An 18633-nucleotide genomic window follows, 5' to 3' on the forward strand; every position below is an offset into this window, starting at 1 on the left:
TCGTCAGTGCATCCTTCCATCGTTACTTCTTCTGTCGCCGAATCGATTCCGGTGATCATTGTCTCCAGCGACTCGCTTCTCGAGGTGCTCGCTGCACTCCCCGCCGCAGCGCGGACGTTCGCGATCGCCCAAGGCTTCGCCGCCGACAATGGCAGCCACCTCGTCCTCCCCGACGCGGAAGGCGGCATAACTGCTGTGCTCTTCGGCTGGTCGCCGCTGAGGGCGGATGCGGATCCGTTTCTTCCCGGCAAGCTGCCGCCACTCCTGCCCCAAGGCACCTACCGCCTTGAACGGCTGCCGCAGGAGGCGGCGGCCAATGCCGCGCTCGGCTTCCTGCTGGGCACCTATCGTTTTGATCGCTATCGCGCAAAGAAGACGCAGCCAGCGGTGCGTCTCGTCCTGCCGGCGGGTGTGGACGGCGCGGAACTCTCCCGGCTCGCCGAGGCGGTTGCGCTCGGGCGCGATCTTATCAATACGCCTGCGAACGATCTGGGACCGGATGGCATCGAGGCGGCGGCCCGCGTGGTCGCGGAACGCCACGGGGCGACTATCGCGGTCACCGTTGGTGACGATCTCCTTGCCGGCAATTTCCCGATGATCCATGCGGTCGGACGGGCCTCCGCCGTGGCGCCGCGTCTCATCGATCTGGCTTGGGGCGACGCCGATCATCCCAAGGTCACGCTTGTTGGCAAGGGGGTGGCATTCGATACCGGCGGCCTCGATATCAAGCCGCCGGCCAGCATGGCACTGATGAAGAAGGATATGGGCGGCGCGGCTGCGGTCTTGGCGCTCGCAGAACTCGTCATCGGCGCCAAGCTGCCAGTGCGCCTACGTGTCTTGATCCCGGCCGTGGAAAACGCCATCTCGGGCTCGGCCTTTCGTCCCGGCGACATCCTGCCGAGCCGAAAGGGGCTCACCGTGGAGATCGGCAATACGGATGCGGAGGGACGGCTCATCCTCGGCGATGCGCTGGCGCTGGCTGATGAGGAAGCACCGGACCTCATCGTCGATTACGCGACCCTGACGGGTGCTGCGCGCGTAGCGCTGGGACCGGATCTGCCCCCCTTCTACACCGATGACGATGAACTGGCCGTGCGCCTCGCCAGCCTTTCGCGCGCAGTCAATGATCCGGTCTGGCGGATGCCATTCTGGCCGCCCTACGATGCCATGCTCACCTCGAAGGTCGCCGATGTGAATCATATCTCAGGCGGCGCCTTCGCCGGCTCGGTGACAGCAGCGCTATTCCTGCGCCGGTTCGTGGAGAAAGCCGGATCTTACGTGCATTTCGACATCTTCGGCTGGACACCGTCCGCAAGGCCCGGACGGCCCGAGGGCGGGGAAGTGCAGGCGGCACGGCTCGTCTATGCCTATCTCAAGGAGCGCTACGGCGGGTAAACTCCTTGAGCGCGGCAATCTCCAAGTTGTCATGCGGGCATCAGGCGACGTTCTCTTAACCTCGCCGCGAAGAAGCAATTGTGATCGAGCCATGCCAGCCGATATGAATACGGGTCCGTAACGAATGCCGGACCCGGCCGATGTCCGTTGAAATCCGTGCTTTGCAAGCACTCACATTGTGGCACGACGTCACGCTGGAGCTCGTGCGCGACGAGGACATCGACCTGTCCCTCAGGCAGATGGCTATCCTCCTCACGATCTATCTCGACACACCGCCGCATACGGTCCGCGGCTTGGCGCGCAAGCTCGGTGTGACGAAGCCGGTGATCACGCGCGCGCTCGACAGCATGGGCAAGCTCGACTTGGTGTCGCGCCGTCGCGACGAGAAGGATCGCCGCAACGTCGTCGTGCAGCGCACTGTCAAGGGAGCGCTCGCCGTAGAGCGCCTTGGTGATATTGTCATCGCCAAAGCGGCAACCTTGAGGCCATGAGGCAAAGGCGACGGCATTGAGGCCGCAAGATTGAAGCCAACGAGATTGAAGCCACGAGATTGCCGCGATAAGGCCCCAGAGATTCGCGACGCATAGGACACGCCGATGAACGCCTTCGATCCCCGCCTGACCGCAGCCCGACCGGATCTCGCAGCCTTGCATCTCCGTGGCGCGGTCGAAGCCGAGGCTTTTGTTGCGCCACGCCTCCTGCGGGTCACGGCCCCGACGGCACCATTGCGGCGTGAACCCGTGCCGGATGCGCCCCTCGACACCGAAGCTCTCGCCGGCGAGCCTGTCGCAGTGTTCGAGGAGCGCGAGGGGTGGCTTTGGGGACAATTACTGCGCGACGGCTATGTCGGCTATCTGCCGGCTGAAGCTCTGGGACGTCCGTCTCTGCCGCCGGGGCATGCCGTCGCGGTACTCCGCACCTTCGTTTTCCCCGGACCCAGCATCAAGCTGCCACCGCTCTGTGCGCTGCCCTATGCGGCGGAAGTCGCCGTGGCGGAGATGGGACCTGCGCCTTTCGCACGCTTGGCGGATGGCGGCTTCGTCATTTCGCGGCACATCGCACCGCTGCGCAGCTGGCGGGACCAGGACTTCGTTGCGACCGCCGAACGTTTTGTAGACGTGCCTTACCTCTGGGGTGGCAAGACGGTGCTTGGCATCGATTGTTCAGGTCTTGTCCAGCTCAGCTTGCGCGCGGCCGGGGTCAACTGGCCGCGTGATACCTACCGGCAGGAGCAGTCATCGGCTGCCAGCCGGGTTACGGGCGGCGAGCAGGGCCGCGGCCTGCAGCGCGGCGATCTCGTCTACTGGAAAGGCCATGTCGGCATCATGATCGACGCCGAACGCCTACTGCACGCGAACGCGCATCATATGATGGTCGCTGTCGAACCCCTGAGCGATGTCGTGGAACGCAGCCTGAGCAAGGGCGGCGGACCGATCACCAGCGTCAAGCGCCTCGCCTTTCCTGCGATTGCGGCCTGAAACAACAGGCGGGACTGGCAACCCTAGATTTCATCGGGCCGCGAGACGAAGCCGCGGATGATCCGCCTGATTCCCGCGGCGGCCGAAACGGTAATGTCCTTGGTTGGGCCATGCTGCTGCGGCGCATCCTCAAATCCTGAGGCATAACTCGTCACCACAGAAATCGCCGATACGCGCAAACCATAGCGGCGCGCCAGGATGACCTCGGGCACCGTCGACATGCCGACGAGCTCTGCCCCTAACGTCCGCGCCATGCGGATCTCCGCGGGCGTCTCGAAGCTCGGCCCCGAGAACCACATGTAGACACCCTCGTTCAGGGCAATGCCTGCCGCGATGGCTGCGAGCTTCAGCCGGCGGCGCAACCGATTGTCATAGGCGTCCGCCATATCGACGAAACGGCCGTCTTCCCGGTCTCCGATCAGCGGATTGAGCCCTGAGAAATTGATGTGGTCGGTGATGACACACAGGCTGCCTACGCGGATCGTCGATTTGACGGAGCCGGCCGCGTTGGTCAGCAGCACGGGCGGCTTTCCGAGAATGCCGAGCAGCGCGATGGGCAGGGCCATCGTCCGCGCATGGCCCGTCTCATAATAATGAGCGCGGCCAGCATAAATCAGCACGCGCTTGCCTTCCATATAGCCCGACACGAGCTGGCCGGGTTGACCGGCCGGCCCATTGTCCGGGAAGCCGGGGATGGCGGCATAAGGCACCTGCACGGCACCCTCGACATCCTCGATGATATTGCCGAGGCCGGTGCCAAGCACCAGGGCATGATCGAACGGGCCCATGACGCCCCGGTCCTCGAGTGCGGCGCGGGCCTGATACAGCAGTGGCGTGGACGTATCGGTCACGGATGTCATCCCCTAACGGGCGAGATTGGAAGGTCCGAACGCAAAGGGCAGGAGATCGCCTAAGCGAAAGCTCTGCCTGACGCGACGCCTGTCACCCACATGAACCGATGTGTCTGGTCCGGCGAATTCGCTGAGCCTCTGCCGGCACACACCACATGGCATCGTCAGCGCCTCACCCTCACCCACGACGACCACCGCGGCTATCCTGGTATCGCCGGCCGCAACCATCGCACCGATTGCCACGGCTTCAGCGCAGAGCCCGGCTGGATAAGATGCGTTCTCGACATTTGCACGGCAAACACGCGACCACTCGTCGACAACACGGCCGCACCGACCCGGAACCCCGAGTACGGCGCATAGGCATGGTCTCGTGCCGTGTTCGCGGCCGCAAACAGGGCCTCGACCTCACTCGCCGCGGTCCGGTCCATGAACGCCTCCTTGCACTCGTCCGCGTGTTACGAAGCAGAGCACATTGCATCGGCCGACGACATTCGCCATCTCTTGTGGCAAGACGCGTTGAGACAAGATGCGTTGCAACAAGGCACGTGGCCATCGTCTGTCTGGAGAACGACACGGAACGTGAGAGCAGACCCTAGAGCATCCAGCCGTGGAGACGCAATCTCTTTTCCGAAAAATCCTTTTATGAACAAATGGATAGACGAAAGTGGCGTTTCTGATCAGCAAAATCACGACGGATCCGTAGGCAGCGCAAGAGGACAGCACGGGACCGTGGGAGCGCAGCCGAGACGAGGTGGATAGTGAGTCTGTCGAGCGAAGAGATTGAGCGCTACGCGCGCCATATCATCCTGCGTGACGTCGGCGGTCCTGGGCAGGCCAAGCTGAAGGCGGCGCGTGTCCTGGTGATCGGCGCCGGCGGCCTCGGAGCCCCACTCCTCCAATATCTGGCGGCCGCGGGGGTCGGCACCATCGGCATCGCCGATGACGACACCGTGTCGCTGTCGAACCTGCAGCGGCAGATCATCCATGGGACGCCGGACATAGACCGCCTAAAGGTCGACAGCGCGATAGACGCGATCGCGCGCCTCAACCCGCATGTCGCCGTGGCGCCGCATCGGCTGCGCGTCAACGATGAGAATGTCGAGGCCCTGCTCGCCGCGTATGACGTCATTGCCGACGGCTCAGACAATTTCGCGACCCGCTACCGGGTTTCGGACGCAGCGTTCCATGTGGGGCGACCACTCGTCATGGGCGCGCTCGGCACGTTCGATGCGTCCCTCACCACTCTCCGGCCCCATGAATCAGGGCCGGACGGCAGTCCAAATCCGACATACCGGTGCTTGTTTCCAGAACCACCCGCACCAGGTACGGTGCCCACCTGCGAGGAAGCAGGCATCATCGGCGCCCTGCCCGGTATCATTGGATCGCTGATGGCGCTTGAGGTGATCCGCGCCATCGTTGGTTTCGGCGAAGGGCTCGTCGGCCGCCTGCTATTGATCGACGCGCTGACTATGCGCTTCGAAACCTTGAGCTATAGCTGGGATCCGGACAACGTCCTGAGTGGCTCGGGCAATCGCGAGAAGGCGCTCACGCCATAGCCGCCACCGCCGCGACGAGACGCTCTATATCCTCCGGGCGTGACAGGCGGTGGTCGCCGTCCTTGATCAGCGTCATCGTCACCGCCTCACCGGGCAGATGCTCTACGAAGCCGAGCACATGTTTCCACGGCACGTCCGGGTCTTCCATGCCCTGGAGGATATGGACGGGACAGCCCGGCTCGATGGCGCCATCGAGCAGCAGGTGGCGGCGACCGTCCTCGATCAGGCTGCGCGTGATGACATAGGGCTCGCCATACTGAGACGGTCGCAGGAACACGCCGTCTCGTTTGATGGCGTGCCGGGCCTCCTCGGGAAAGGCCTCCCACATCAACCGCTCGGTAAAATCCACCGCCGGTGCGATCAGAACGAGGCCCGCGGGCGCATGGGGCGAGCTTTCCGCGCGCAGGCGCAGCGTGGCGAGCAGCGCGATCCAGCCCCCCATCGACGAGCCCACGAGAATGGGAGCGCCTGTCGTATGGGTCGATATGACGGCGATACTTTCCTCCAGCCAGCGCGAGATGGTCCCATCTTCGAACCGGCCCGTGGATTCACCATGGCCTGAATAATCGAAACGCAGGAAAGCCCGGCCCTTCTCCGCCGCCCAGTCGTCCAGCGCTGTCGCCTTGGTGGCCCGCATATCCGAGCGGAAACCGCCCAACCAGACGACGGCTGGATCCGCGCCGGGGCGGGACAGCACCGCGATGTCGCGTCGCGCGTCACCCTCGCCGACGCCAAGGAATTGCAGATCCGGCGTGTTGCCCATAAGACTTTCTCCTGCACTAGCATGCACGAATCGATCAGGAGGCGTCATACACCGGTGACCCAACCGACACGAGCGGGAGCGCCGCTAATCCTGCCGACAGTGACCAACCATCCGCTCACCGGCCGCGCCATCCTGCAGATCGTGCCGGAGCTGGAGGCAGGCGGCGCAGAACGAACGACCGTTGATATCGCGGCCGGCCTCGCCGCCGTGGGAGCTCGCGCCCTCGTTGCGACGGAAGGCGGACGCCTTGTGGGCGAGTTGCAGGCGAAGGGGGGCGTCTGGATCCCCTTTCCCGCCCGCACCAAGAACCCGCTGGCCATGGCGCTGAACGTCCGCCGGCTCATCCGCATCTGCCTCAACGACGGCGTCGAGATCCTCCATGCGCGGTCCCGCGCGCCCGCCTGGGTGGCACTCGCGGCTGCCCGCGCGCTCAAGATCCCTCTCGTCACCACCTATCACGGCAGCTACGCCGGACGCTCGGCCGTCAAGGTCATGTATAATTCCGTGATGGCGCGCGGTGATGTGGTGATCGCCAACTCGATCTATACGGCGGATCTCATCCGCGCCGCCCATCCCATCGCCAACGGCCGCATCCGGGTTGTCTACCGCGGCACAGATCTCGCCCAGTATTCGGCCAGCGCGGTACCGCCCGATCGGGTCGAGGCCTTGCGCAGATCCTGGGGCGTGCCGCCGCACGAGCGCATCGTGCTGCTCGCCGGCCGCCTGACGGGATGGAAGGGCCAGACCGTGCTGATCGCCGGGGCTCGCAAGCTCCTCGACCGCGGCCTGCGCGACGTCGCCTTCGTGCTTGCCGGTGACCATCAAGGCCGCGACGGCTACGTGCGAGAGCTCGATCAGCAGATCGAGCGACTCGGCGTGAAAGGCATCGTCCGCCGTGTGGGGCACTGCGTCGACATGCCGGCAGCGTTTCTCGCCGCCTCCGTCGTCACCGTGCCGTCGACAGAGCCGGAGGCCTTCGGCCGTGTCGCCGTGGAGGCGCAGGCCATGGGTACCTGCGTTGTCGTGTCCGACCTCGGCGCGGTTCCAGAAACAGTGCTCAGCCCACCCCAGGTCCCGGCTTCGGAACGCACCGGCTGGCATGTGCCTCCGGGCAATGCCGACGCGCTCGCGGACGCCATCGGAGAGGCACTCGATCTCGGCGCGACGGCCCTGCAGGGCATGGCCGTGCGCGCTCGCCGTCATGTGGAGCGAAACTTCTCGCTGGAGAGCATGGTCAACGAGACTTTGGACATATATTCAGCGTTAATCGAGCGCAGACCGCTCGAAACATACGACACATTTGCATCACAGCCCCCATAGCCGCTGGACGCAGCCTGGAATCTGTTGACTTTCAGGGCTCTTGTCGTGAATGTTATTAGCTCAGCGTATTTTGTTAACCACATACCACCCGTCCTGGTAACTCCACGTGGCGCAGGCGCTTGAGGCAGCCTCGCCCACGCGGGAAACAGGGCTCAACCAGACGGGCAACAGGAGAGCACTCCCATTCGTAGGCCTATGAGATCCATCGCGGCTCCACAGAAGGAGGGTCCCCGCGCCAATCGAGACATTAGAGGTGTCCGCGAAGTCCAGCTGATCGACGAAACGGGTCAGAACCGCGGAGTTATGCCGCTCTTCGACGCGCTGCGCGCCGCCGAGGAAGCGGGGCTTGATCTCGTCGAGATCGCGCCGAACTCCGTTCCACCAGTCTGCAAGATCCTCGACCACGGCCGCTTCAAGTTCCTCGAACAGAAGAAGGCCGCCGAGGCACGCAAGAAGCAGAAGACCGTCGAGGTGAAGGAGATCAAGCTCCGCCCCGGCATCGATGACCACGACTATGAGGTCAAGATGAAGGCGGTGAAGCGCTTCTTCGAGGAAGGCGACAAGGTCAAGATCACGCTCAGGTTCCGCGGCCGCGAGATGGCTCACCAGGATCTCGGCTACAAGCTGCTCGTCAAGGTCAAGGACGAGATGTCCGAAATCGCCAAGGTCGAGAGCGAACCGCTACTCGAAGGTCGCCAGATGGTGATGGTTCTGGCACCACGTTGACAGGTGCCGAGGCGACCTGTTTGCCTCGCCGTTTGAACGACCCGCCGTAAGGCGCAAAAGCGCTGGCGGGTCAGTTGCCAAGCGGGCTCGTTTCTGCGATAAGCCCGTCCTTCGTTGGAACCGCCCGGCCACCAGGGCTGCCGTGGCGGTTCTTTTTGCTCACATGCAATGTGACAGCCGGACGGGCGGGCAACTGCCTGGGATGGCTGATGGGAGAGCCAAATGCCCAAGTTGAAGACGAAATCGGGCGCCAAAAAGCGCTTCAAGATCACTGGGACGGGCAAGGTCGTTGCCGCACAGGCGGGAAAGCGCCACGGCATGATCAAGCGCACCAAGAAGTTCATCCGTAATCAGCGCGGCACAACCACGCTGTTCGAGGGTGATGCGAGGAACGTGAAGCAGTTCTTCCTCCCCAACAGCCGCTGAGTGCCTTCCCGCAACGTTGAACATTTCCCAGGAGATCGATCATGGCCCGCGTCAAACGCGGCGTGACATCCCACGCCAAGCATAAGAAGGTTTTCAAGGCTGCCAAGGGTTTCTACGGCCGCCGCAAGAATACGATCCGCACCGCCAAGGCGGCTGTCGATCGCGCGATGCAGTATTCCTACCGCGATCGCAAGAACAAGAAGCGCACGATCCGCGCGCTCTGGATTCAGCGCATCAATGCGGCTGTTCGCGAGCACGGGCTGACCTACAGCCGATTTATCGATGGCCTCGGCAAGGCAGGGGTCGAGATGGATCGCAAGGTGCTGTCCGATATCGCCATTCGCGAGCCGGACGCCTTCAAGGCGATCGTCGAGAAGGCGAAGGCCGCGCTTCCCGCGGCCTGATCGCGAGGGGCGCTTCGACCGCCCTCTCTCGCCATACCGAGGCCTATCACGTTCGGCGGCAGCATTGCCGCCGGGCGTTTTGTTGCGTCTCGGGCTTTTTTCGTCCCCGGGCCGCGCCGACTGTCATCGACGTGCCATCGTGCCACCGGCAATTGCTCCAGCAATTGCCCGAGATGCGGGCTTCCGCATCATGAGGCCGACCGCGTCACGCCGCCGAGGGAAATGATGAGCGACCTGTCCGGGCTCGAAACCACCATTACATCAGCCATTGCGGCCGCCGGAGACGAGGCCACCCTGGAAGCCGTGCGCATCGCCGCGCTTGGCAAGAAGGGCTCGATTTCCGAGCTCCTGAAGACGCTCGGCGCCATGACGCCGGAGGAGCGGCGGGAGAAGGGGCCTGTTATCAATGGCCTGCGCGACCGGGTGTCCTCCGCGCTCGCAGCGCGCAAGACCGCGCTGGCCGAGAAGGCCCTGGAGGCGCGGCTTGCCTCCGAGCGTGTCGACGTCACGCTGCCCGTGCAGGAAGGCCCGGAGACCCGTGGCCGCATCCATCCGATCAGCCAAGTCATGGACGAGCTCACGGCGATCTTCGCGGACATGGGCTTCTCCATCGCCGAGGGGCCTGACGTCGAAACCGATTTCTACAATTTCACGGCGCTCAACTTCCCCGTCGGCCATCCCGCACGAGAGATGCACGACACCTTCTTCTTCGCGCCGGACGAGACGGGCACCCGCAAGCTCCTGCGCACGCATACGAGCCCCGTTCAGATCCGCACGATGCTGTCGAAGAAGCCGCCCATCCGCGTGATCTGCCCCGGCCGCACCTATCGCTGCGACAGCGACCAGACCCACACCCCGATGTTCCACCAGGTCGAGGGGCTCGTCATCGACAAGACGTCCCATCTCGGCCATCTCAAGTGGATCCTCGAGGAGTTCTGCAAGACCTTCTTCGAGGTCGACAGCGTCAAGATGCGCTTCCGCCCGTCGTTCTTCCCCTTCACCGAGCCGTCGGCGGAGGTGGATATCCAGTGCTCGCGCAAGGGTGGCGACATCCGCTTCGGCGAGGGCGAGGACTGGCTGGAGATCCTCGGCTGCGGGATGGTGCACCCGAATGTCATTCGGAACTGCGGCCTCGATCCGGACGAGTACCAGGGCTTCGCCTGGGGCATGGGCATCGACCGCATCGCCATGCTGAAATACGGCATGCCGGACCTGCGCCCCTTCTTCGAGGCCGACGTGCGCTGGCTAAGCCACTACGGCTTCCGCCCGCTCGACCTGCCGACACTGGCAGGCGGACTGTCGACCTGAGCCTTCGCTGAACGACAATACCCTGTCATGGCCGGGCGTGGCCCGGCCCTTCCGATCTCAAAGGCCTGACCTATTGATCGGCACCCTCGGCTAAGCCGAGGTGACGGGTGAGAGGATGAAAGATTATGAAATTCACGCTCTCCTGGCTGAAGGACCATCTCGACACCGAGGCTGACGCTGATGAGGTCGCTGCCGTCCTCAACCGCATCGGGCTCGAGGTCGAAGGCATCGAGGACAAGGCCAAGGCGCTTGCGCCTTATGTGATCGCGCGTGTCATCTCGGCGGTCCAGCATCCCAATGCCGATCGCCTGCGGGTCTGCATGGTCGACACGGGCGACGGCAACCCGATCCAGGTGGTCTGTGGGGCGCCGAATGCCCGCGCGGACATGATCTCGGTCTTCGCGCCACCCGGCACCTATATCCCCGGCAAGAACATCACCCTCGGCAAGGGCGTCATCCGTGGCGTCGAGTCGAACGGCATGCTCTGCTCTGAGGCCGAGCTCGAATTATCCGAGGACCACGATGGCATCATCGACCTGCCCGCTGACGCACCGGTGGGCACCAGCTACGCCACCTGGGCGAAGCTCGACGATGCCGTGATCGAAATCGCGGTGACACCAAACCGTCCCGACGCGCTCGGCATCGCCGGCATCGCGCGCGATCTCGCGGCGGCGGGGCTGGGGCGCCTCAATACACCGCCAGTCGCGACCATTCCCGGCGAGGGCTTCTGCCCGGTGGAGGTCTCGCTCGCGTTCGCGGAAGACGATATCCATCTCTCGCCAGCCTTCGCCCTGCGGCTCGTGCGCGGCGTCAAGAACGGCCCCTCCCCGGAGTGGCTGCAGAAGCGGCTGAAGGCCATAGGCCTGCGCCCCATCAACGCGCTCGTCGATATCACCAACTACGTCACCTTCGATCGTGGCCGGCCGCTGCACGTGTTCGACGCCGCCAAGGTCAAGGGCGACCTCGTCGTACGGCGCGCTGAGGAGGGCGAGGAGATCCTCGCGCTCGACGGCAAGACCTACAAGCTCGACCCCAGCATGGTCGTCATCGCTGACGACAACGGCATCGAGTCCCTCGCCGGGATCATGGGCGGCGAGGCGTCCGGCTGCGATGAGGCCACGACCGATGTGCTGATCGAGTCGGCGCTGTGGGACGCGCTGAACATCGCGCAGACCGGCCGTAAGCTCGGCATCATCACCGATGCGCGCTATCGCTTCGAGCGCGGGGTCGATCCCGCCTTCACCCTGCCGGGCATCGAGCTTGCGACGCGGCTCGTTCTTGATCTGTGCGGCGGCGTGCCAACGGAGGTGACGCTGGCAGGCGCCATACGCGACACCCACGCCCCCATCACGTTTCCCTGGAGCGAGGTGAAGCGCCTCAGCGGGCTCGACCTGCCACAAGGAGAGATGGAGAAGCACCTCGTCGCGCTGGGCTTCAGCGTCGACAATCAAGGTGACACGGCCCAGGTGGATGCGCCGTCCTGGCGACCGGACATCGAGGGGAAGGCGGATCTCGCCGAGGAGATCATCCGCATCGCAGGGCTTGACCGTGTTGCCTCGACGCCCTTCCCGCGCCTCCATGCCGCCGTCGCCGAGCCAGTGCTGACACTGCTGCAGAAGCGCACCCGGCTTGCCAAGCGCGCGCTCGCGGCGCGTGGGCTCGTGGAAGCGGTCACGTGGTCGTTCATCAGCCATGAGGAAGCGACGCTCTTCGGCGGCGGCGACCCACGGCTCGCGCTCGCGAATCCGATCGCCGCAGACCTCTCCGACATGCGCCCCAACCTCATTCCAGGCCTCGTGAAGGCGCTGCAGCGGAACGCTGACCGCAGCTTCGCCGACGTGGCGCTGTTCGAGGTAGGCCAGGTCTTCGCCTCCGACGAACCGGAAGGCCAGACCATCACGGCCGTTGCTGTGCGACGTGGCACCGCCCATGCAGCCGGAGTCGGTCGGCGTTGGGACGCCGAGGCAAAGCCCGTCGACGTGTTTGACGCGAAGGGCGATGCGTTCGGCCTGCTGACAGCCCTTGGAATCGCGACCGCCGGTGTTCAGGTCGTCTCGGGCGGGCCCGCCTGGTACCATCCCGGCCGCTCGGCGACGCTGCAATTTGGACCGAAGGCCACCATTGGAGCCTTCGGTGAGCTCCATCCTCGCGTCCTCGCGGCGCTCGATGCCAAGGGTCCGATCGTCGCCTGCGAGATTACTCTGGATGTGCTGCCCGCGCCCAAAGCGAAACCGACCAAGGTCAAGCCGAAGCTTGCTCTGCCTGAATTCCAGCCCGTGACGCGCGACTTTGCCTTCGTCGTGGATTCCAGCGTGGCTGCGGCGGATATCATGCGCGCTGTCCAGGGTGCCGAACGCAACCTGATCACCGACACCTCGGTTTTCGATATCTATGAGGGCGCCGGGGTGGGTGAGGGCAAGAAGTCGGTGGCCGTCGCCATCGTGCTCCAGCCGACAGAGAAGACCTTGACAGATCAGGATATCGAAGCGGTTTCGGCCAAGGTTGTCGCCGCCGTTGCCAAGAAAACGGGCGCCACGCTACGCGGCTGATTCCGCCGGCCTTGCCCGACCTGATATTCCCGGAACGAAAAAGGCGGGCCCAAGGCCCGCCTTTGCAATATCGTCGCTCCATATGGCAGTTCACGCCGGAGCGGACGTGCGGACCCCCGTCAGTGGACGCTGATGGGCTCCAGGTTGTGCTCCCAGGCATTGGCAATGGCCGCGTCCCTGGAATCGGTCAGGAGGATGGGCGTGCCATCCGCCCCTAGCAGGGCGAAAAGCTCCAAGCCCGGCTGAATCTCTGGTGCCTGTGGAAACAGGCGGTTGAATTCCTCGGAGCGCATGGCACGCACATAGGCAACCTTGCCCTCGCCCGCAGCCGCCAGCGCGTCGCTGTCCTGAACGTCGCCGATAAACTCAAACGCATCACTATTGGTCATCGCGCCCTCCTGGGGCCGTCCTGAGACAGGTTCCTGTCGTAACCAGGACATGCCCGAAGCTATTGATCCAGGGCCGCTTCTTGTCGCTCGTGCCACCTGCCCGAGCGGAACGCGCCCTAGAGTAGCGGTCGTAAACTTGCATTATTCGAGCCAACATCCCTGCAGGCTGCGCCCAAATCGTTCCCAAAACCTTCACAGCGTCATCCACCGTCACGGGAGATGATGTCGATTCGCCGTATCACACGTTCCGATTCAGGACGCACGAGATCGACCGACAGCAAGCCATTCGATAGATCCGCGCCCATAACCTCCATGCCGTCGGCCAGAAAGAACGTGCGCTGGAACTGTCGCGCCGCGATCCCGCGATGCAGGAAATGCCTGGTGCGGTCATCCACCTGCCGGCCGCGGATGCAAAGCTGGTTTTCCTCGAGGGTTATCTCGAGCTGGTCTTGGGTGAAGCCGGCCACCGCCAAGGTAATGCGGAGCTTCTCCGGCTCGTTGTCGCAACGGGGAATGCGCTCGATGTTGTAAGGCGGATAGCCATCCGTCGCTGCTTTGGCGACACGGTCCAATGCGCGCTCGATCTCGTCAAAGCCGAGCAGAAACGGGGACGACAGAGACGGTACCCTAGACATGAGCGAAGCCCTTTGTTGCGAGGCACTTCGTGGTGGAGCCCTTACGGCACTCCCATAATCGGGGAGCTCCCGATCACACGAGCGATATGGCGGCTCGCCCGCCGTGGGTCAAGGGCTATGCCTTCAACGCATACATAGCTTGCACGTGTGGAAGAATATCAGCCTGCGAAAGGGGCTTTGGTGGCTTTGATGATGGCATTTCGACGTCGAACAGGAACGGCGCGAGCTCGAATCGGAACGGTGCGCTTGCCCGACCAGGAACGATCAGGCGCTCAGCTCATTGAGGAGTGCGTTGATCGCCGCTCAGCCCGCTTTGCCCGAGCAGGCGGGTTTTAGAAGCCAGTTATCCACAGAATCGAGGGCATCGAGCCGGTCCTGTCCGCTGGTTGTTATACGTCTTTGTCTCCGCGGTGGGCGAAGGCTCCCTCACGCTGACCAGAAAACCCTTTCCGAGCGGCCGGTCACGCCTAGCCGCGACGGGGCGCGGCCGTGCCGCGATCCGCCGCGAAGACGGCGGCAGCTTATCGGTCGGTCGTGAGGGGGGATAAGGAAGGAAGTGGTGGAGCCAGGCGGAATCGAACCGCCGACCTCTTGAATGCCATTCAAGCGCTCTCCCAACTGAGCTATGACCCCACTGTCTCAAGAAGCACGCTAGGATTGGCTTATCTCAGCCGAATCGAAAGGCTCAAGGCCTTTTCACACTGCGCAGCCCCTTGGGCAACAGAAGATATGCGAGGCGATGGTGGAGCCAGGCGGAATCGAACCGCCGACCTCTTGAATGCCATTCAAGCGCTCTCCCAACTGAGCTATGGCCCCACTCGTCTCAAGCAGCGCGTTTGGGGACGCCCGCTTCAGGCCGCCAAATCGGCGGCCCGTGTCTATAATCACGTCCTGCGACGTTTCTCAAGTCTCTTCATCGTCGGCGATATCGCCGTCGATCAGATCGCTGACATCGTCGTCGGATTCCTCGTCCTCGGCGAGGAACGTCTCGTCCTCCTCGATGTCATCATCGAGCTCGATATCGTCGTCAGCCGGCAGGTTCTTGCCGGCCTCGGCCTCGTCTGCCTCGTCAAGAGACACGAGCTCGACTGCCTCGCCAGTGGCGGGCGTATCGTCCTCTTCCTCGCTCGCGGCCCTGCTCGGGGCCTTGGGCTGAGGCTCAAAAACTGAACGTGGAAACGATTCGCCCGTGAAGGGGGACACAATCGGGTCCTTGTTCAGATCGTAGAATTTGCGGCCTGTGGTCGGGCAGACGCGCTTGGTGCCGAGTTCCGGTTTCGCCACGGTATCGCACTCTCGCCGATGGAAAGGAAGCGATCCCGTTAGTCGGGGCTCCGCGCCCTGTCAAATCGAAAACGCGTTCGGACGCATATTTTAGCGCAGAAGAGTGCGAAACAACCCTCGGGAGGCCCCTTCGAGGTGACGGTTGCCCAGTCCCGTGATAGGCAATGCCCATCGTGCCGGGCGTCGGCTCGCCCTCTCAATCCACCTCACCGAGATCTGTCGTGTCGTCCCATTCGAGCCCCTCGCCCCTTGTCTCCCGCCCCTCGCCGTCGCTCCGCGGTCGCGTTGCGATTCCCGGCGATAAGTCGATTTCGCATCGTGCGCTGATTTTTGGGCTCCTGAGCGTCGGTGAGACGCATATCACGCGCCTGCTCGAGGGCGAGGACGTCTTGCGCACGGCTGCCGCCGTGAAGGCGTTGGGCGCCACTGTGAATCACACGGGCGAGGGCGCTTGGACGGTGACGGGGGTGGGCATCGGCGGCCTCATCCAACCAGCCGACGTGCTTGATTTCGGCAATGCCGGGACGGGCTCGCGCCTGATCATGGGCGTCGTGGGATCTCACTCCATCACCGCGACCATCGATGGTGATGCCTCGCTGCGCAAACGCCCGATGCGCCGTATCCTCGCCCCCCTGGAGGCGATGGGTGCTACCGTTGTTTCCGAGGAACAGGGCGGCCGCTGCCCGATCACGCTGCGTGGCGCGCAGGAGATGATTCCGATCACCTACCAGACACCGGTGCCTTCGGCCCAGATCAAGTCAGCGGTGCTGCTGGCGGGCCTCAACGCGCCTGGAACGACGACCGTGATCGAGCAGGAGGCGTCGCGCGATCACACCGAGCGAATGCTGCGCCATTTTGGCGCAGAGGTGGAGGTCACCGCCGCCGGCACCCACGGACGCCGCATTGCTCTGAAGGGCCAGCCCGAGCTGCGCGCGGCTCCGGTCGCCGTGCCGGCCGATCCATCCTCTGCGGCCTTCCCGCTCGTGGCAGCCCTCGTGGTGCCAGGATCTGAGGTCATTCTGCAAGGCGTGATGACCAATCCGCTGCGAACCGGCCTCGTGACCACGCTCATCGAGATGGGCGCCGATATCACCCTCCTTAATCATCGCACAGACGGCGGTGAGGAGGTGGCGGACCTCGAGGTGCGGTTTGGCCCTCTAAAGGGTGTGGACGTTCCTGCTGAGCGGGCCCCTTCGATGATCGACGAGTATCCGATCCTGGCCGTCGCGGCGGCCTTCGCCAGCGGCGAGACGCGCATGCGGGGGCTCTCGGAATTGCGCGTGAAGGAATCGGACCGGCTGGCGGCGGTTGCCGAGGGTCTCTTCGCTGCGGGTATCAAGGCGCGGATCGAGGACGATGACCTGATCGTGGAAGGAGTCGGCGGCACGCCAGCGGGCGTTCGCGGCGGCGGGACGGCCGCCACCCATCTCGACCATCGCATCGCGATGTCGTTCCTCGTGCTCGGACTTGGCGCCAGGGAGGGGATGGCCATCGACGACGCGGGCATGATCGCCACCAGCTTCCCGAGCTTCGTGCCGCTGATGCGCCGGCTCGGCGCAAATCTCGGCTGACCGTGATGATCCTGGCGATAGACGGCCCGGCTGCCTCAGGGAAAGGCACCCTCGCGAAGCGGCTCGCGGCCCATTTCAACCTCCCCCATCTCGACACCGGGCTTCTCTACCGTGGCGTAGCGATGGCCTTGCTTGATCGCGGTGAGCCGCTCGACGACGAAGCTGCCGCTGAGCGCGCGGCGCAGGCTCTCTCACCCGCATTGCTCGATGATCCCCGCTTGCGCGAGCGGGCGATGGGCGAAGCCGCCTCTGTCGTGGCCGCACAGCCGCGGGTGCGCGCCGCCCTGGTTGCCTTCCAGCGCACCTTTGCCGCAGCGCCGCAGGGCGCCGTTTTGGACGGACGCGACATCGGCACGGTGATCTGTCCGGACGCGGACGTTAAACTGTTCGTGACCGCCAGTCCCGAAGTGCGGGCGAAACGGCGCGCGCTTGAGCTGAACAATCGCGGGGAGCGGTCCAACGAGGCTGAAATCCTTGCCGATATTCGCATTCGCGACGCGCGCGACGCCAACCGCGCGGACGCGCCATTGCGCGCAGCGCCGGATGCGCAGGTGCTGGATACGTCAGATCTGACAGTTGACGAAGTTTTCGCCAAAGCATTGGCGCTCATTGCAATGGCAATACAGGATTGCACACACACAAGGGCGTGATCGATAAGGCCGTGCTGCATCAAGCAACTTGGCGTCGTCTGCCGTTGGTGTCACACTATCGTCTTTCGCCTCAACAAAGACTTGAGGGCGGGCACGATGTTGGCACGTGTATGCGAAAAGCTGCGGCTTGGCAGCTTGTTCCTCACGGGTACTCTCATTGCCTGTGGGATGATCGGCCTGATGGCCGAGCCAGTACAAGCGGCCGAGCAGGAGGTTGACCTCGCGCTCGTTCTTGCCGTCGACATATCCTACTCCATGGACGAAGACGAGCAGAAACTGCAGCGACAAGGCTACATGGACGCCCTGCGCTCGCGTGAGGTGCTCGAGGCAATCGGCAAGGGCGCCGTCGGCCGCATCGCCGTCACCTATGTGGAGTGGGCCGGACAGCGCAGCCAGGACGTCATAGTGCCCTGGCGCATCATCGAGGGCCCTGAAAGCGCGGATTCCTTTGTCGAAGTTCTGTCGAATGCGCCAATACGACGCGCCTTCCGCACGTCCATCTCGGGCGGCATCGATTTCTCGGCCGCGCTGTTCAACACGGGCGGGATCAAGGCGATGCGGCGGGTGATCGACGTTTCGGGCGATGGACCGAACAACGAGGGGCGCGCCGTGACTGATGCACGCGACGAGGCGATTGCGCAGGGTATCACCATCAACGGCCTGCCGATCCTGCTGAAAAGGCCGGGATATACCGATATCTCCGATCTTGATGGCTACTATCGAGACTGCGTCATCGGTGGCGTCGGCGCATTCATGGTGCAACTGCGGGAGTTGCAGCAGTTCAGCAACGTGATCCGCACCAAGCTGGTGACTGAGATCGCTGACAGCGACCAGACGCCGAAGAACGAGTTCGGTCGTATCGCGCCGCTGATCCAACAGGCTGGCATCGTCGCTCCAACGCCTCAGTTCGCCCAGGCTCAGCCGCGCGTCGAACGTGCCCCGGCCAACGGACAGGGGCGCACGGGCTGCCTCGTCGGCGAGCGCATGTGGAACCAGCGCATGGGTAACTGACGCGCGATCATTCGGGGCCATCGCGCAGCGATCAGCCTGGAACAGCAGCTTCCTCCCGGGTAACTTGGAAACCCTCCGGGGTGACGTGGAGAACCGCCACCGGTCCCTCCCCTTCAGGGGAGGGTGACCTCGCGCCAGCGAGGACGGGTGAATCACGCGACTTGAGCCGAGGCTTCCAGGCCTGCCAATATTGCCGTCGGGTCAGCGTCAGGTGGCCCCACCCGGCGCCCCCTCCCCTGAAGGGGAGGGATCAGCGCGGCGGATGAGAAAAACGTAGTTAGGCGCGCCGCACCTGACTTGATGACCTAAAATTCGGT

The 18633-nt window shown here is 64.0% G+C and carries 19 protein-coding genes, 2 tRNA genes and 1 pseudogene; 13 read left to right on the forward strand and 9 right to left on the reverse strand.

Annotated features, from left to right (window positions below; genetic code table 11):
• The first annotated feature begins 6 nt into the window (after positions 1 to 6).
• The 3 genes from KIO76_RS03635 to KIO76_RS03645 all read left to right on the forward strand — a co-directional run bounded on the left by KIO76_RS03635 (position 7) and on the right by KIO76_RS03645 (position 2873).
• The gene (locus tag KIO76_RS03635) at positions 7 to 1395 is read left to right on the forward strand and encodes a leucyl aminopeptidase family protein (protein ID WP_213321510.1); all 1389 of its coding nucleotides are present in this window, start codon (positions 7 to 9) and stop codon (positions 1393 to 1395) included.
• A gap of 140 nt (positions 1396 to 1535) precedes the next feature.
• Entirely contained in the window at positions 1536 to 1886 is a 351-nt protein-coding gene (locus KIO76_RS03640; protein WP_213321511.1) for a MarR family transcriptional regulator, read from the forward strand.
• Between the two features lie 105 nt (positions 1887 to 1991).
• Entirely contained in the window at positions 1992 to 2873 is an 882-nt protein-coding gene (locus KIO76_RS03645; protein ID WP_213321512.1) for a C40 family peptidase, read from the forward strand.
• Positions 2874 to 2896: 23 nt separating this feature from the next.
• On the opposite strand, the gene KIO76_RS03650 is transcribed toward KIO76_RS03645, so the two are convergent.
• The 3 genes and pseudogenes from KIO76_RS03650 to KIO76_RS31540 all read right to left on the reverse strand — a co-directional run bounded on the left by KIO76_RS03650 (position 2897) and on the right by KIO76_RS31540 (position 4152).
• Positions 2897 to 3733 (reverse strand): purine-nucleoside phosphorylase, encoded by an 837-nt coding sequence (locus KIO76_RS03650; protein ID WP_213321513.1) that lies wholly within the window; start codon positions 3731 to 3733, stop codon positions 2897 to 2899.
• A gap of 3 nt (positions 3734 to 3736) precedes the next feature.
• A pseudogene (locus KIO76_RS31535) lies at positions 3737 to 3982 on the reverse strand (cytidine deaminase family protein); the annotation flags it as partial.
• Entirely contained in the window at positions 3925 to 4152 is a 228-nt protein-coding gene (locus KIO76_RS31540; protein WP_349629361.1) for a hypothetical protein, read from the reverse strand. The pseudogene KIO76_RS31535 and the gene KIO76_RS31540, both read right to left, overlap by 58 nt.
• A gap of 330 nt (positions 4153 to 4482) precedes the next feature.
• Between KIO76_RS31540 and moeB the strand changes: the two genes are divergently transcribed.
• Complete coding sequence (gene moeB, locus KIO76_RS03660) at positions 4483 to 5280, forward strand: molybdopterin-synthase adenylyltransferase MoeB (RefSeq protein WP_213321514.1); 798 nt, start codon at positions 4483 to 4485, stop codon at positions 5278 to 5280.
• On the opposite strand, the gene KIO76_RS03665 is transcribed toward moeB, so the two are convergent.
• Positions 5270 to 6043 (reverse strand): alpha/beta hydrolase, encoded by a 774-nt coding sequence (locus KIO76_RS03665; protein ID WP_213321515.1) that lies wholly within the window; start codon positions 6041 to 6043, stop codon positions 5270 to 5272. The two genes, moeB and KIO76_RS03665, sit on opposite strands and share 11 nt — an antisense overlap.
• Before the next feature lie 54 nt (positions 6044 to 6097).
• Between KIO76_RS03665 and KIO76_RS03670 the strand changes: the two genes are divergently transcribed.
• The 6 genes from KIO76_RS03670 to pheT all read left to right on the forward strand — a co-directional run bounded on the left by KIO76_RS03670 (position 6098) and on the right by pheT (position 12776).
• Positions 6098 to 7363, forward strand: a complete 1266-nt coding sequence (locus KIO76_RS03670; RefSeq protein WP_502761832.1) for a glycosyltransferase family 4 protein — start codon at positions 6098 to 6100, stop codon at positions 7361 to 7363.
• A gap of 195 nt (positions 7364 to 7558) precedes the next feature.
• Positions 7559 to 8089: a translation initiation factor IF-3 gene (gene infC / locus KIO76_RS03675; protein WP_213321517.1), complete on the forward strand. Its 531-nt coding sequence runs from the start codon at positions 7559 to 7561 to the stop codon at positions 8087 to 8089.
• A gap of 222 nt (positions 8090 to 8311) precedes the next feature.
• A complete protein-coding gene (rpmI, locus tag KIO76_RS03680; protein WP_110377182.1) occupies positions 8312 to 8515 on the forward strand; it encodes a 50S ribosomal protein L35 in 204 nt (67 codons plus the stop codon).
• 41 nt (positions 8516 to 8556) lie between these two features.
• Positions 8557 to 8919, forward strand: coding sequence for a 50S ribosomal protein L20 (gene rplT, locus KIO76_RS03685; RefSeq protein WP_213321518.1), 363 nt, complete (start codon positions 8557 to 8559; stop codon positions 8917 to 8919).
• Positions 8920 to 9144: 225 nt separating this feature from the next.
• Positions 9145 to 10227: a phenylalanine--tRNA ligase subunit alpha gene (gene pheS / locus KIO76_RS03690; RefSeq protein WP_213321519.1), complete on the forward strand. Its 1083-nt coding sequence runs from the start codon at positions 9145 to 9147 to the stop codon at positions 10225 to 10227.
• A 125-nt stretch (positions 10228 to 10352) separates the two neighbouring features.
• A complete protein-coding gene (gene pheT / locus KIO76_RS03695; protein WP_213321520.1) occupies positions 10353 to 12776 on the forward strand; it encodes a phenylalanine--tRNA ligase subunit beta in 2424 nt (807 codons plus the stop codon).
• A gap of 119 nt (positions 12777 to 12895) precedes the next feature.
• Here the strand turns inward: pheT and KIO76_RS03700 are convergent, their stop codons facing one another.
• The 5 genes from KIO76_RS03700 to KIO76_RS03720 all read right to left on the reverse strand — a co-directional run bounded on the left by KIO76_RS03700 (position 12896) and on the right by KIO76_RS03720 (position 15084).
• Positions 12896 to 13165: a BQ00720 family protein gene (locus tag KIO76_RS03700; protein ID WP_213321521.1), complete on the reverse strand. Its 270-nt coding sequence runs from the start codon at positions 13163 to 13165 to the stop codon at positions 12896 to 12898.
• A 200-nt stretch (positions 13166 to 13365) separates the two neighbouring features.
• Positions 13366 to 13800, reverse strand: coding sequence for an Hsp20 family protein (locus KIO76_RS03705; RefSeq protein ID WP_213321522.1), 435 nt, complete (start codon positions 13798 to 13800; stop codon positions 13366 to 13368).
• 557 nt (positions 13801 to 14357) lie between these two features.
• Positions 14358 to 14433: transfer RNA gene (locus tag KIO76_RS03710), tRNA-Ala, on the reverse strand.
• Between the two features lie 107 nt (positions 14434 to 14540).
• Positions 14541 to 14616, reverse strand: a tRNA-Ala gene (locus tag KIO76_RS03715).
• Positions 14617 to 14703: 87 nt separating this feature from the next.
• Complete coding sequence (locus KIO76_RS03720) at positions 14704 to 15084, reverse strand: TIGR02300 family protein (protein ID WP_213321523.1); 381 nt, start codon at positions 15082 to 15084, stop codon at positions 14704 to 14706.
• Positions 15085 to 15305: 221 nt separating this feature from the next.
• On the opposite strand from KIO76_RS03720, the gene aroA reads away from it, so the two are divergent.
• From aroA to KIO76_RS03735, 3 genes are all read left to right on the forward strand, one after another.
• Positions 15306 to 16655 (forward strand): 3-phosphoshikimate 1-carboxyvinyltransferase, encoded by a 1350-nt coding sequence (aroA, locus tag KIO76_RS03725; protein WP_213321524.1) that lies wholly within the window; start codon positions 15306 to 15308, stop codon positions 16653 to 16655.
• A 5-nt stretch (positions 16656 to 16660) separates the two neighbouring features.
• Positions 16661 to 17305 carry a (d)CMP kinase gene (cmk, locus tag KIO76_RS03730; protein ID WP_213321525.1) on the forward strand — a complete coding sequence of 215 codons (645 nt, stop codon included), beginning with the start codon at positions 16661 to 16663 and terminating at the stop codon, positions 17303 to 17305.
• Between the two features lie 96 nt (positions 17306 to 17401).
• Positions 17402 to 18316: a DUF1194 domain-containing protein gene (locus KIO76_RS03735; protein WP_249729472.1), complete on the forward strand. Its 915-nt coding sequence runs from the start codon at positions 17402 to 17404 to the stop codon at positions 18314 to 18316.
• Positions 18317 to 18633: the final 317 nt, after the last annotated feature.

It is taken from the genome of Chelatococcus sp. YT9, assembly GCF_018398315.1.
In the GTDB taxonomy this organism is placed as follows: domain Bacteria; phylum Pseudomonadota; class Alphaproteobacteria; order Rhizobiales; family Beijerinckiaceae; genus Chelatococcus.